10 protein-coding genes are annotated in these 13,881 nt (G+C 67.1%); all 10 read right to left on the reverse strand.

Going from position 1 to position 13,881, the window contains the following annotated elements:
• Positions 1-5 precede the first annotated feature (5 nt).
• Positions 6-1,058 carry a 4-hydroxythreonine-4-phosphate dehydrogenase PdxA gene (gene pdxA / locus AC6CIE_RS01340; RefSeq protein WP_105239726.1) on the reverse strand — a complete coding sequence of 351 codons (1,053 nt, stop codon included), beginning with the start codon at positions 1,056-1,058 and terminating at the stop codon, positions 6-8.
• Positions 1,055-2,272, reverse strand: coding sequence for a D-threonate kinase (gene dtnK, locus AC6CIE_RS01345; protein WP_175126191.1), 1,218 nt, complete (start codon positions 2,270-2,272; stop codon positions 1,055-1,057). The genes pdxA and dtnK overlap by 4 nt, the downstream gene beginning before the upstream one ends.
• A complete protein-coding gene (locus AC6CIE_RS01350) occupies positions 2,269-3,255 on the reverse strand; it encodes a 2-keto-3-deoxygluconate permease (RefSeq protein WP_498091542.1) in 987 nt (328 codons plus the stop codon). Before AC6CIE_RS01350 ends, dtnK begins: the two co-directional genes overlap by 4 nt.
• A gap of 192 nt (positions 3,256-3,447) precedes the next feature.
• Positions 3,448-5,526 (reverse strand): TonB-dependent siderophore receptor, encoded by a 2,079-nt coding sequence (locus AC6CIE_RS01355; protein ID WP_175138152.1) that lies wholly within the window; start codon positions 5,524-5,526, stop codon positions 3,448-3,450.
• Between the two features lie 320 nt (positions 5,527-5,846).
• Positions 5,847-7,574, reverse strand: a complete 1,728-nt coding sequence (locus tag AC6CIE_RS01360) for an AMP-binding protein (protein ID WP_498090855.1) — start codon at positions 7,572-7,574, stop codon at positions 5,847-5,849.
• 29 nt (positions 7,575-7,603) lie between these two features.
• On the reverse strand, positions 7,604-8,191 hold the full coding sequence (locus AC6CIE_RS01365) for a chalcone isomerase family protein (RefSeq protein WP_175126194.1): 588 nt from the start codon (positions 8,189-8,191) through the stop codon (positions 7,604-7,606).
• Positions 8,155-8,700, reverse strand: coding sequence for a DUF4442 domain-containing protein (locus AC6CIE_RS01370; protein WP_175126195.1), 546 nt, complete (start codon positions 8,698-8,700; stop codon positions 8,155-8,157). Before AC6CIE_RS01370 ends, AC6CIE_RS01365 begins: the two co-directional genes overlap by 37 nt.
• A 16-nt stretch (positions 8,701-8,716) precedes the next feature.
• Entirely contained in the window at positions 8,717-9,916 is a 1,200-nt protein-coding gene (locus AC6CIE_RS01375; RefSeq protein ID WP_239213158.1) for an acetyl-CoA C-acyltransferase, read from the reverse strand.
• Positions 9,917-10,061: 145 nt separating this feature from the next.
• Entirely contained in the window at positions 10,062-12,452 is a 2,391-nt protein-coding gene (locus tag AC6CIE_RS01380; protein WP_218344591.1) for a 3-hydroxyacyl-CoA dehydrogenase/enoyl-CoA hydratase family protein, read from the reverse strand.
• A 54-nt stretch (positions 12,453-12,506) separates the two neighbouring features.
• A complete protein-coding gene (locus AC6CIE_RS01385) occupies positions 12,507-13,829 on the reverse strand; it encodes an OmpP1/FadL family transporter (RefSeq protein ID WP_498090857.1) in 1,323 nt (440 codons plus the stop codon).
• Between the last annotated feature and the right edge of the window lie 52 nt (positions 13,830-13,881).

Genomic DNA, 13,881 nt, shown 5'->3' on the forward strand with positions numbered 1-13,881 from the left:
GGGAATCAACCTCCGGTTTGTGCCCGCGCAGTTTCCCATACATGCGTCCAGCCCGGGGCCAGATGCGCGGCGCGCTCGGCGGCCAGGATCAGGCTGTCTTCGCGCGCGATGCCCTTGCCGGCGATGTCGAAGGCGGTGCCGTGGTCGACGGACACGCGCACGACGGGCAGGCCGACGGTGATGTTGACGCCATCATCGCCGTACACGGACTTGAAGGGCGCGTGGCCCTGGTCGTGGTAACAGGCGATCACGAACTTCCATTTGCCGCGCACGGCCTGCGGGAACAGCGCGTCGGCCGGGATGGGACCGGCGGCCAGGATGCCGGCGGCGTTGGCTTCGGCCACGGCGGGCGCGAGGATGTCGGCGTCTTCGCTGCCGAAGATGCCGTTTTCGCCGGCGTGCGGGTTCAGGCCCGCGACGGCGACGGGTTCGTCGGCGCGGCCCAAGGCCGTGGCGAACGAGCCGGCCAGGCGCAGGACAGCGCGCATGCGGGCAGGGTTCACGTCTTCGATGGCCTGGCGCAGCGACACGTGCGTCGTGGCGTGGAAGATGTAGAGGTCGCCGGCCGACAGCACCAGCGAGAAGGTCTTGACGCCGAACTCATGCGCCAGCAGTTCGGTGTGGCCGGGCCACTTGTGGCCGGCGGCGTGCATCGCGGCCTTGTTCAGCGGGGCGGTGACGATACCGTCGATCTCGCCGGCGCGCGCCAGGGCGCAGGCCGTGGTGACGAAGCGCACCGAGCCGTCGCCGGCGTCCGCGCTGATCTCGCCCAGCTTGACATGCGCGAGCGACGGGCCGGCCTGCAGCACTTCGATCACGCCCGGGGTGTTGGTGGCGTCGGCGGGACGTTCGATCTTGCGCACGATGGCGGGATCGGCGCCCAGATTGCGCACGGCATTGGCCATGACGTCTGCGTCGCCAACGACGAAAAGGCGCGCCTTCTGGCGCAGTTCGTCGTGGCCCATGAGCATCTTGGCCGTGATTTCCGGCCCGATGCCCGCTACGTCGCCCAAGGTCACGGCCAAGAGGGGCAGCTTTGCGGGAGGGGTTTGTGTCATCGCTTGAATCTCCTGTCGCGGATCGCGCGCACCGCGCGAACCAGTACGTCTTCGGTGCCAAAGCCGCCGGCCTTGGTCACCACGGGCAGGCCAGCGGCCGTGCCTCCGGTCAGCGTGCCCAGTGGCACGCCGCCCATTACTTCGTCCACCAGCGCAATGCCGTTGGCCTGCAGGGCCACCAGCACGCTGCGCGCGCCGTCGCCGCCGGTGGCGACGACCCCTGCCGCGCGCGAGGCGGCGATCAATTGCGCGGCAAGGCTGCCGAGGCGGTCGGCGACCTTGTCGGAATCCAGGCCGGCGCGTTGGCCTTCGGGGGCCAGCAGCAGAATGGTGCCGGCTTCCAGCGGGGCCTGCGCGTGCGCCTGCAGGAGCGGTTGGCTCCAGGCATGCCACTGCGCGTCGTCGGCGAGTTGTTCGAGCGACGGGCGCCAGGTGTCGGCGCCCGCAGCCTGCAATGCGGCAGCCTGGCCGCGTGCGGCGCTGTGCTGCGAGGTCACCACGACGACAACGGGGGCGGTCTGGTCGGCGCCCGCCCAAACGCGGGCCAGCGGGACGGCCAGGCCGCCCGCGCCCACGGGCAGGGCGCGCTCGCCCAGCAGGCCGACGGCGCGCGCCAGCCGTTCCAGGTCGGCATCGGTGGACGCGTCCACCACCACGGCGCCGCCCGCGTGCGCGATGCGCGCGGCCAGCGTTTCCGGCGTGTCTTCAGCCAGTGGCGCCACGTGGGCGCAGCCGAGCAGGGTGGGGATGTGGCTTTCGGTCACGGGGGTGACCGGATCGGTCGCGGCCGAGGTTTCGGTGACCGGCTTGCCGTTCACATAAAGAATGCCTTGCTCGACGGTGCGGCCCGTCGCCGGAAAGGCGGGGCAGACCACCGCGATCGCGTCATCGCCCCAGGCGTCGCGCGCCGCGTCGATCTCGGCCTTGAAGGCGCCGCGCAGCGTCGAATCCACTTTCTTGTACAGGCGGGTCACGCCGGCATCGCGCAACTGACGTACGTTGCCGCGGATGACCTCGGCCGCATCGGCCGCGCTAAGCGCGCGGCTGTTGGTCGTGACGGCCAGCACCTCGACGCCGTCGTGGGCGGGCCCGGACAGGGCCTCGTCCGCGCCGCCGATCGACAGGTGCGTGCACCAGCCGGCGCGCACGAATTGCACGGCGGTGTCGCCGGATCCGGTCAGGTCGTCGGCAACGATGGCGATGGTGGGTTTCACAGGGCCTCTCCGCGGGCTTCGGTCAGGGGCGGGGCGACGGTGGCGTCGGCGTCCTCGGACTTCAGTTCACCGGCGCGCTTGAGGAACCAGGATGCCAGCACCGGGGCCAGAATGGAACTGATCAGCACGCATGCGGCGACCTGCGCGGTGGCGGTGGACACGTATTGCTGGAAGTTGGGGTCGGCTGCCGCGACCACGGCGGGCGTGGCGATGGCGTTGCCGGCGGTGGTGCCGGCTGCGAAGCCCAGGCCGCTCCTGCCGCCGCGGCGCAGGATCATGCGGTAGCCCAGGTAGACCAGGCCGCCCGTGATCGGGCTGATGATCAGGCCCAGGATCAGGCCGCTGATGCCGCCGCCAACCACGGCGCCCAGATCGATGCCGGTGCCCAGCGCAAAGGCGAAGAACGGAATGACGATGTTGGGCACGGGCTTGAGCACGTCACGCCACTTGGGGTCCAGGTTGCCGACGACCACGCCCAGCAGGAAGGGCACCAGTGCAGCGACCAAGGCGATCATCGGGATGTCGGCCAAGCCGGACGCGCCCAGGAACAGCAGGCTGAAGAAGGGGCCGTCGTTGACCGCGCTGGCGACGTAGGCGCCGCGGTCGCGGGCATCGCCGTATTGACCGGTGTAGGCCAGCCACAGGCCGCCGTTGCTGTTGTCGAACGCGGCCAGCATGGCCAGGATCGACACGCCCCACAGACCGTCCAGACCGACGTAGCTGCCGAGGATGATGATGAGCGTGGCGGGCACCAGCGTTTTCATCAGCAGGATGGTGCCGGCCGTGGCCAGGATCGGGCCGCCGGTGCGGGCGTTTACGTGCGTGCCGGTCGCGAAGATCAGCAGCGCGATCAGCGGCAGCGCGCTGTTCTTGAAGAGGGCGGTGGTGAAGCCGCCGATGGCGAGCGCATCAGGGGCGAAGGTGCCGATCAGGGAACCCAGGATCAGCGGCACCAGCATCAATCCACCAGGGATTTTCTGCATCGTGCCAAAAAAGGGCGAGCGGGTAGTTGCGGTCGACACTATCGAGGTCTCCAGGACGATTTTTCTGGGTTGCAGACGTTCATGCGCGCGTCTGTCGGACGGGTGAAAAAATCGTAGTGTACACCTGTACGTACAGCATGTACGTACAGGTTGGCCTCAATTGCCGTCCCGGATATGGGGACGGTTTCGTCGTCAGAAGCGGTAGGCGCCGCTCAACATCACCGTGCGGCGCGCACCATAGAAGCAGTCGCCACGGTCCAGGCAGACCACTTCATACGTGCGGTCCGCGATGTTGTTGACGTTGAGCGCATAGCGCCACGGTCCGTTGGTGTAGCTGACCATCGCGTCGAACAACGTCACGGACGGCGTCTCCGGCGCGCCGCCGTCGCGGAACTTGGACAGGAAGCGCGTGCCGGCGCCGACCGCGAAGCCGGGCTGGCCCGCGATCGCGAAGCGATACTTGCTCCACAGCGACACCATGTGCTTGGGCATGCCTTCGAGCTGCGGATCGATGTCGGTGTAGATGTAGTTGGCGATCACGTCGACGTTTTGCGTGACGCGTCCGCGCATCTCCAGTTCGACGCCGCGTGTACGCGTCTTGCCCGCCTGGATCTGATTGTTGGGATTGTCCGGATCGTTGGTCTGGCGGTTGCTTTCGCGCAGGTCGTACGCCGCCGCCGTGAATTCCAGGTCGGCACCCGGGGGCATGTACTTCAGGCCCAGTTCCCACTGCTTGCCGCGCATGGGCTTCCAGCGCTGGTCGTAGAAATCCGCGCCCGCGATGGGGGTGAAGGACTCGCTGTAGCTCACGTACGGCGACCAGCCGTTGTCGGCCGCGTACATCAGGCCGAAGCGCTTGGTCGTGGCCTGATCGGTTTCCTTGTCCTGGCCCTCGGCCGTGCTTTCGACGCGATCACGGCGGATGCCTGCCAGCAGGATCCAGTTCTTGTCGAACGTGATCTGGTCCTGCGCATAGAAGCCCAGCTGCTGCTGGCGCTGCTTGGGCGAATCGCTGAGCGTGTAGTCGGGCGCGTTGCCATACACCGGGTGGTACAGATTCAGCGGCGACCCCAGCCCGCTGTCCGATTGGCTGGTTTCGCGATAACGCGTGTAGTCCATGCCGACGATGACGGTGTGCTGCGTGCGGCCCCAGTTCAGCTTGCCTTCCAGGTTCTGATCGGCGAGCAGCGTGCGCATGCGCGGCTTGTTGATGTAGTAGTAGCGGTCGACGGTGGTCTGTTCGGGATCGATGTAGGAATCGCCGCGGCGGTCGCCATACACGTTCGGGTACAGCGATTTGTAGTCCACGCTGCTGACCGTGTTGCGGAAGCTCTGGCGGACCTTCCAGGTGTCGTTGAACTTGTGTTCGAACAGCCAGCCGACGTTGAATTGCTCGGTGTCGTAGGTGTCAAAGCCCGGTTCGCTGGCAAAACGGCGCGTCGGAATGCGGCCGTTGGGATTGTGATCCACGGTGCCGCTCCATGGCAGGAACGATTGCGTCGTGCCGGAACGGTCCTTCTGCCAGGAGGCCTGCAGCGTCAGCGACGTGGCTGCGCTGGGTTGCCACGTGAGCGACGGCGCGAGGAACATCCGGTCGTCCTGCGCATACTGCACCTGCGTGTCGCTGTCGCGGCCCAGCGCCACCACGCGATACAGCCACTGGCCGTCCTCGGTCAGCGGGCCGGTGATGTCGGCCTGGATCTCGCGGCGGTTGAAGTTGCCCAGCTGCACGCCGATTTCACCCTGCTGCTCGGCCTGCGGGCGCTTGCTCACCAGGTTGACGATGCCACCCGTGCTGCCCTGTCCGTATAGCATCGACGACGGGCCGCGCAGCACCTCGACGCGTTCCAGGCCATAGACCTCGGTGCGCGGGTTGTTGAAGCTGAAGAACTGGCGCAGGCCGTCCAGGTACTGAACAGGTTCCACGCCGCGCACACGCACGTAGTCGCCGCGGTTGTCCACGCCATAGGCGTTGGGCCGCACGCCGGCTGCGTAGTTCATCGTGTCCTGCACGTTCTGCGAACCCTGGTCGATGATCTGCTCGCGCGGGATCACGGTGATGGCCTGGGGCGTTTCGGACAATGGCGTGTCGGTCTTGGTGCCGGTGGCGCTGCGACGGGCCACGTAGCCGTCGACGGGACCGGTGGCGGTTTCGCCGGTGCCCAGCACCTGCACGGCGGGCAGGGTGGCGGGCTGTTCGGGCTGCGCATGCGCGGCGCCCGCGCCCAGGCAGGCGGCCAGCGCGGCGGCGGCGGGAACACGGGTGTGCAGCCGCGCGCGCGAGGCGGCGGGGGTGTGGTGGTGCTTCAAGAGGATCTCCCCACTGGCGTCGGTTGGGTGCGGCCAGTTACGTATAGAAATGACAACGATAATAATTATCAATTGTGGCGATGTGCTCAGCCAATAGCGCGCGTCGCGGGAAGATGTAAAAAAGCCCTGCGGCGCTCCGGCGTGGCAGGGCTTGCACAGGAATCCCCTGTGAATTCATCGAGTTGAAGCGCGGCTTGATGCGGGACGCTGCCGCGGCCGCTGTTGGCGGCGCGCGACAGTGTTGCACGCGCAAAAACGGGGTGCGGTCGGCGGTGCGCCGATCAGTCCTGGCGGGTCGCCTGATTCGCGGGGGCCGGAGGGTTGGCGGCGGGCGTGGCGGCAGGCGCCGGCGCGTCGGGACGCAGTTCGCGCCGCAGAATCTTGCCCACGTTGGTGCGCGGCAGGTCGTCGCGGAACTCGATGTGGCGCGGCACCTTGTAGCCGGTCAACTGGCTGCGGCAATGCGCGATCAGCGTTTCCGCGTCCAGCGTGGGGTCCTTGCGGATCACGAACAGCTTGACCGCCTCGCCGGAGCGTTCGTCCGGCACGCCGACAGCCGCTACCTCGCGTACACCAGGATGCAACGCGGCCACGTCCTCGACCTCGTTCGGGTACACGTTGAAGCCGGACACCAGGATCATGTCCTTCTTGCGATCGACCAGGTACACGTAGCCGGTCTCGTCGACATAACCGACGTCGCCCGTGCGCAGGAAGCCGTCCGGGTACATGACGAGCGCCGTCTCGTCCGGCCGGTTCCAGTAGCCCCGCGTGACCTGCGGACCGCGCACGCAGATTTCGCCGTTTTCGCCGATGCCCAGTTCGCGGCCCGCGTCGTCGCGGATCGACAGATCCGTGGAGGGCACGGGCAATCCGATGGATCCATTGAAGATCTTTGTGTCCAGCGGATTGATGGTGACGGCGGGCGACGTTTCAGTCAGGCCGTAGGCCTGGGCGATCGATACGCCGGTCGTTGCGCGCCACCGGTCCGCCACCGACCGCTGCACCGCCATGCCGCCGCCCATGGTGAGCCGCAGGCGCGAAAAATCCAGGTGGGCGAAATCGGGGTGGTTAAGCAGCGCGTTAAAGAGCGTGTTGACGCCCGTGAAGGCCGAGATCGGCACCTTGCCCATTTCCTTGATCAGGCCGGGGATGTCGCGCGGATTGACGATGAGAAGGTTGCTCGCGCCCAGCTTCATGAAGGTCAGGCAGTTCGCCGTCAGCGCGAAGATGTGATACAGCGGCAGGGCCGTGACGATGCATTCCTCGCCGTCTTTCACCAAGGGTCTTACCCACGCGTAGGCCTGGCTCACGTTGGCGACCATGTTGCCGTGCGACAGCATGGCGGCCTTGGCCACGCCGGTCGTGCCGCCCGTGTATTGCAGGAACGCCAGGTCGGCAGGCGAGAGCCGCATGTCGGTGTAGGGAAGGTCGCGCGCCGCACGCAGCACGTCGCCCAGCTTGTGCGAGCCGGGCAGCGACCACGCGGGCACCATGCGCTTGACGCGTCGGACCGCGAAGTCCACCAGGCGACCCTTGATCGGGCCCAGCATTTCTCCGATGGACGTGACCACCACGTGCTCGACCTGCGTGCCGGGCAAGGCTTTTTGCAACGTGGCCGCGAAGTTGTCCGCGACCACGATGGCGCGGGCGCCAGCGTCGGCCAACTGGTGTTCCAGTTCGCGCGCGGTGTAGAGCGGATTGCAGTTGACCACGATGCAGCCGGCGCGCAGGGCGCCGAACAGGCAGACCGGGTATTGCAGCAGGTTGGGCATCATCAGCGCGACGCGGTCGCCGCGCGCAAGGCCCTGGGCGTGCAGCCATGCGGCAAAGCGGCGCGTCAGCGCGTCCAGTTCGGCATAGGTGATCGACTTGCCCATGCTGATGTAGGCCGTCTTGTCCGGAAAGCGCCGGAAGCTTTCCTCGATGATCGTCACCAGCGTTGTCTCGCCGTCGGTCTCGATCTCGGCGGGCACACCGTAGGGATAGCTCTTGTGCCAGATTCGTTCCATGTCTTGCGGTTCCGTTGGGGCGCAAGGCCCTAGTTGCCCAACAGGGCTTTCTTCAGGGAAGCCTGCGCGGGGCTGTCGCCCAGCCAGACGCGCAGCAGGGCGCGGGCGAAGGCGGGATCGTCGATGCGTCCGCGCGGCTTGCCGTTGCTGGCGATGGCCACGCCGCGGGCGTCGAAGTCCAGGTCGATGACGTCGCCTTCGCGCGCGGCGCCGATGTCGGCCATCAGGCGCGACAGGCGTTCGGCGGGTTCTTTCAACGCGGCCAGCGCCTGCGAGGGCGTATTGTCGCGCAATCCGTCCTGCAGCGCGCCATCCAGGCTCTTGCTGTCCACGTCGCGCAGCATTTGCAGACGGATCCGACGCGGCTCGGTGCTGCCGATGATCGCGGCGGGGTCGTGGGTCTTCGTGGTGACGTACAGCGCCGCCACGTAGACCTTCACGACGAAGCGGGTGCGCAGGCCGGCGCCGTTCAGCGTCAGCGCGTGACCGCCTTCGGCAAGCTGTTCGGGCACGCGCACGCCGGCGACGTCGACGTCAGCGTGGGCCGGCGCGCCCGCCAGGCTGGCGGCAAGGATCAGACTCAGGGCGGCGGCGCGCCCTCCGGGGTTGAAACGCATTGGTCACCTCCAGTGTTCTTCTGTTTGTAGAACTTCTTGTCTGCGATGTAGATCGTGCGTTCCACGACGGCGTACACGACGTCGTCCTTGTCCTTCAATTCGACCGTGTAGGTGCGGGTCGTTTCGTGATGCGAGGCAAGCAGGCGCCGGATTTCTGCGATCTCGCCCGGCGGCAGCCGGAAATCCACGTACAGCGTGGTGTAGGCCGGCTTGCGAAAGCGGATCGATGCCGCCTTGTCCCACACGATGTGATCGGCGCCCAGCGCCGACATCAGCATGGTCGGATGCGCGCCGTCCGTCACCGCGAACAGCGAGCCGCCGTACATCGACCCCACGATATTGCGCGTGCGGCGCAAGAGCGGCAGCTTGATGCGGATGTGCTGGAAGTCCGGCGACACGTGCAACACGCGGCCGCCGGTTGCGCGAAACGCCGGATGCAGGTTGAAGCCCACCCGCATCAGCCGCGCGCGCCACTCGGGCGACAGGTTCTTGAACCAGTAGGGCTTCACGCTGTCCGCCGCCTGCTTACAGGGCCTCGAACAGGCCGGCGGCGCCCATGCCCGTGCCGATGCACATCGTCACCAGCCCGTACTTGCCGCCGGTGCGGCGCAGTCCGTGCGTGATCGTGGCGGTGCGGATCGCGCCGGTGGCGCCCAGCGGGTGGCCCAGCGCAATGGCGCCGCCCAGCGGGTTGACCTTGGCCGGGTCCAGCTTCAGCTCGCGGATCACGGCCAGCGACTGCGCCGCGAAAGCTTCATTGAGTTCGATCCAGTCCAGCGCGTCCTGCTTGATGCCGGCGCGGTCCAGCACCTTGGGAATGGCGGCGACCGGACCGATGCCCATGACCTCGGGCGGCACGCCGGCCACGGCAAAGCCCACAAAGCGGGCGAGCGGGCTGAGGTTGAATTCGCGCAGGATGCGGTCGGACACCAGGATCACGGCCGCCGCGCCATCGGACATCTGCGAGCTGTTGCCGGCCGTGACGCTGCCGCGCGTGGAGAACACGGGCTTCAAGCGGGCCAGCGCTTCCAGGCTGCTGTCCGGGCGCGGGCCTTCGTCGACCTCGATAAGCCGGCGCGCCACGCGTACCGCGCCGCTGGCGCCGTCCGGCAGATGCGTGACCACTTCATAAGGCGTGGTCTCGGCGCGGAAGTGGCCGGCAGCGATGGCTGCGCACGCCTTCTGGTGCGACGCCAGCGCAAAGGCGTCCTGGTCTTCGCGCGACACCTTCCAGCGCTCCGCAACCTTTTCGCCGGTCAGCCCCATGCCGAACGCCATGCCGACGTTCTCGTCATGGGCAAAGATTTCCGGATTCATGGACACCTTGTTGCCCATAATCTGCGGCATGGCGCTCATGGATTCGGTGCCCGCGCCGATCATGATGTCGGCCTCGCCCATGCGGATGCGGGCGGCGGCGTCCGCCACGGCCTGCAAGCCGGACGCGCAGAAGCGATTGACGGTGACGCCCGCCACGCTTTGCGGCAGCCCCGCCAGCAGCAGGCTGATGCGGGCCACGTTCATGCCTTGTTCGGCCTCCGGCATGGCGCAGCCGGCGATGACGTCCTCGATGCGGGCTGCGTCCAACCCCGGCACCTGCGCCAACGCGCCATTCAGCGCGGCGGCCAGCATGTCATCGGGGCGGGTGGTGACGTAGGCGCCATTGCGCTTGCCCACCGGCAAGCGCGTCGCGGCGACGATGTAGGCGTCTTGGATCTGCGTGCTCATATCCATTTCCTCAACTAACAATAGCGAGACATATCAATCGGACCCCCCCACAAAACGGTCTCCCACAAGCGGGGCCGCGCGGATCCGGCTTTGCCGGTCCGCTTGCGGCGCCCCTGGGGGAAGCGCCGCAGGCGCAAGGGGGGGACTAATTCCGTAGTGGTTTGCCGGTTTCCAGGGTGTGGCGGATGCGCGCCTGCGTTTCCGGCGTGCGCAGCAACGCCACGAACTCCTTGCGCTCCACGGCCAACAGCCATTCCTCGTCGACCTTCGTGCCGGTCTCGACCTCGCCGCCGCACAGCGCGACCGCCGCGCTACGCGCCACGCGGTAATCGTGCGCGCTGATCATGCCGCCTTCACGCATGTTGACCAGCACCATCTCGAAGTTGGCGATGCCGTTGCGGCCAGCCACCGGCACGTTTTGCAACCGCGCGGGCGGGGTGTAGCCGGCCTGCGCGGCGGCGCGCGCCTGGCCGATGGCCACGTAGAGCAGTTCGCCGGGATGGAACAGCACGATGTCGTGCTCGCGCGCGAACCCGGCGTCGATGGCTTCCAGCCCGCTCTTGGCGACCTGGGCCATGGCAATGGTCTGGAAGACCGGCTGCAGATATGGAAAGACCTCGCCGGGCGTGGCCGTCTTGGCCGCCAGCGCCGCAGCGCGCGCGGCAAATTCCTTGCTGCCGCCACCCGCCGGGATCAGGCCCACGCCGGCTTCGACCAGGCCGATGTAGCTTTCCAGCGCCAGCACGCGGTGCGAGGCGTGCATCAGGAATTCGCAGCCGCCGCCCAGCGCCATGCCCTGCACGGCGGCCACCGTCGGAATCTGCGCGTACTTGAACGACTGCGAGGCGCGCTGGAATTTTTCGACCGTGGCTTCCAGCATCTCCCATTGGCCCGCCGCGCAGGCTTCTACCACCTGCTGCAGGTTGGCGCCCACGGCAAACGGCGCGTCGTGCCAGATGACCAGGCCGTCGAATTCGCGTTCGGCCTTGGCCACCGCCTGCAGCACGCCTTCCAGCACTTCGGCGCCCAACGTGTGGTTGCGCGACGTGACGGACAGGATGGCGATGCCGGCGTCGACCTGCGGCAGGTTCCACAGGCGCACGCCCTCGTTTTCCCAGACGGTGACGCCCCGGTCGTCGGGGGCTTCGCCTACGACGCGCTCCGGGAACAGCTGGCGCGCGTACACGGGCAACGTCGAGCGCGGATGCAGCTTGCCGGTGCGCGCGGAATACGAGCCTTCCGGCGCATGCACGCCCTGGCGGTTGGACTCCAGCACCCAGGCGGGCAGGGGCGTGTTGCTCATGGCGCGGCCGGCGGCGATGTCCTCGGCCACGGCGGCGGCAATTGCCTGCCAGCCGGCGGCCTGCCACGTTTCAAACGGACCTTGCGACCAGCCAAAGCCCCAACGCATGGCCAGGTCCAGATCGCGCGCGTTGTCGGCCACGTGCTCAAGCTGCACGGCGCTGTAGTGGAAGATGTCGCGGAACAGGCTCCACAGGAATTGCGCCTGCGGATGGTCGCTGGCGCGCAACGCGGCAAAGCGCTTGGCCGGATCGCGTTCCTTGAGCAGCGCCGCCACCTCGTCGGCCAGCTTGCCGGTGCCGGGGGCGTAATCCTGCTTTTTCAGATCCAGCACCTGGATCTCGCGGCCCTGCTTGCGATAGACGCCGGCGCCGCTTTTCTGGCCGAGCGCGCCCTTGGATATCAGCGCCGACAGCCATTCCGGCAGCGCGAAATACTGATGCCACGGATCGTCGGGCAGGTTCTTTTCCATCGTGCCCACGACGTGGGCCAGCGTGTCCAGCCCGACCACGTCGGCGGTGCGGTACGTGGCGCTCTTGGGGCGGCCGATCTTGGGGCCGGTCAGCGCGTCGACTTCGTCGAAGGCCAGACCCAGGCGCGCGGTGTGGTGCATGGCGGCCAGGATCGAGAACACGCCGATGCGGTTGGCCACGAAGTTCGGGGTATCCAGCGCGCGGATCACGCCCTTGCCCAGCGCAGACGTCAGCCAGGTTTCCAGCTGGTCCAGCACGGCCGGCTGCGTGTGTGACGTGGCGATGATTTCCACCAGGCGCATGTAGCGCGGCGGATTGAAGAAATGGATGCCGCAGAAGCGGTCGCGCAGCCCGGCGGGCAGCGCGTTGGCCAGCGCGTCGATGGACAGGCCGGAGGTGTTGGAGGCGACGATGGCGCCGGGCGCGACATGCGAGGCAATGCGCTCGTACAGCGCCGTCTTCCAGTCCATGCGCTCGGCGATGGCTTCGATGATGAGGTCGCAGCCTTGCAGGCGCTCCAGGTCGTCATCGTAGTTGGCGGGCGTGATGAGCGCCAGGCGTGATGCGCCGGCCAGCGGCGCGGGTTCCAGCTTCTTGAGACCGGCCAGCGCCTTCTTGACGGTGCCGTTGCGGTCGCCTTCGCGGGCGGCCAGGTCGAACAGCGTGACCGGCACGCCGGCATTGGCCAGGTGGGCGGCGATCTGCGCGCCCATGACGCCGGCACCCAGCACGGCGACGTGTTTGACGACGAACTTGCTCAAGGGAGTCTCCTGAAAAGGCGGGCGGACGGCGCGCGGCCGTCCGCCCGTTCACGGCTAGAAGCGGGACGAGAGCTGCAGGCCGAAGATGTGGCCGCTGCTGTCGTAGGTGCCCGCGACGCGGCCCTTGGTGGCCTGGCTGCCGGACGTGGTGTCGATGTCCGTCTTGCGCAGGTACAGGTACGTGTAGCCGACGTCGATCGTGGTGGACTTCGTGGCGGCCCATTGCACGCCGGTCGAGAACCAGTAGCGGTCGTTGTCGGGCAGGGAAGTGGGACGGTCGGCCGCATCGTGCACCGGCGATTGGTCGAAGGCCAGGCCGAACTTCCACTTCCAGGCCGGGGCGAACTTGTAGTTCGCGCCCACGGCGACGCGCCAGGTGTCGCGGAAGTTGAGCGGCAGCTCGTCGTCGCGCGCGCCCGGGCCCGAGTTCTTGATCTTGAGCTCCGGAATGCTGCTCCAGCCCGTCCAGGACACGTCGCCCAGCAGTTCCCACTTTTCGTTGAGCTGGTGCGTGGCGCTCAGGATCAGCGAGTCGGGCAGGTCGACGTTGGCCTTGGCGTCAAACGACACGGATTGGCCGGTGGGGCCGATGTTGTCGATGTCGGTGTCGCCCTTGGCCGAGTGCTTGATCTTCGAACGGTAAGACAAGCCGACGCGCGTGTCTTCGGTGGGTTGCAGCATGAAACCGACGTTCCAGCCCCACGCGTCACCCTTCAGATTCAGGTCCGCGTCGCCATTCGTGGCCAGCGGCAGGCCGGCGATGGGCACGACGGTCTTTTTCTTGTAGGTCGCATCGATGTGCTGCCAGTTCACGCCAAAGCCCATCGAAAACTTCTCGTTGACCTTGTAGGCGATGGACGGGTTGACGTTGATGGTCTTGATGTCGAACTTGTTCGAGTGGTACTGGCCGACCCAACCGTCGTCGTATTCGGTCATCAGGCCGAAAGGAGCGCCGACGCCCAGGCCGATGTACCACTGCTCGTTCAGTTGCCAGGAGGCATAGATATTGGGCACGACGCCCAGGTGGCCCGCGTCCCCGCCATTGCCGCCGGTGGGAACCGAACCGTTCAAGCCTGATCCGGGAATACCGGGCACGCTGGGATTGCGGCTGTTTCCGTTGTCCGAAAACTTGAACGACGGTTTGATCAGGTTTACCCCGCCGGAGAAATTGAGCCCTGGCAGATAGGTCAAGCCTGCCGGGTTGAAATACATGATGCTGGCATTCTCCGGGTTTGCCGCCGAGCCGGCATACGCGTTGCCCAGGCCGCTGGCGTTCTGCTCCAAGAGCTGAAAGCCGGCAGCGTAGGACGTTGCGGATGCGCCCAGGCCGACCAGGATGGCCGACAGGGTGCTCAGGGACAATGGACGTCTGCGCATGGTACTGACTCCTCGAGTTGAATGTGTGTCTCTCTCTACCACTGCCGGCCTG

Source organism: Achromobacter sp. GQ309 (assembly GCF_059759315.1).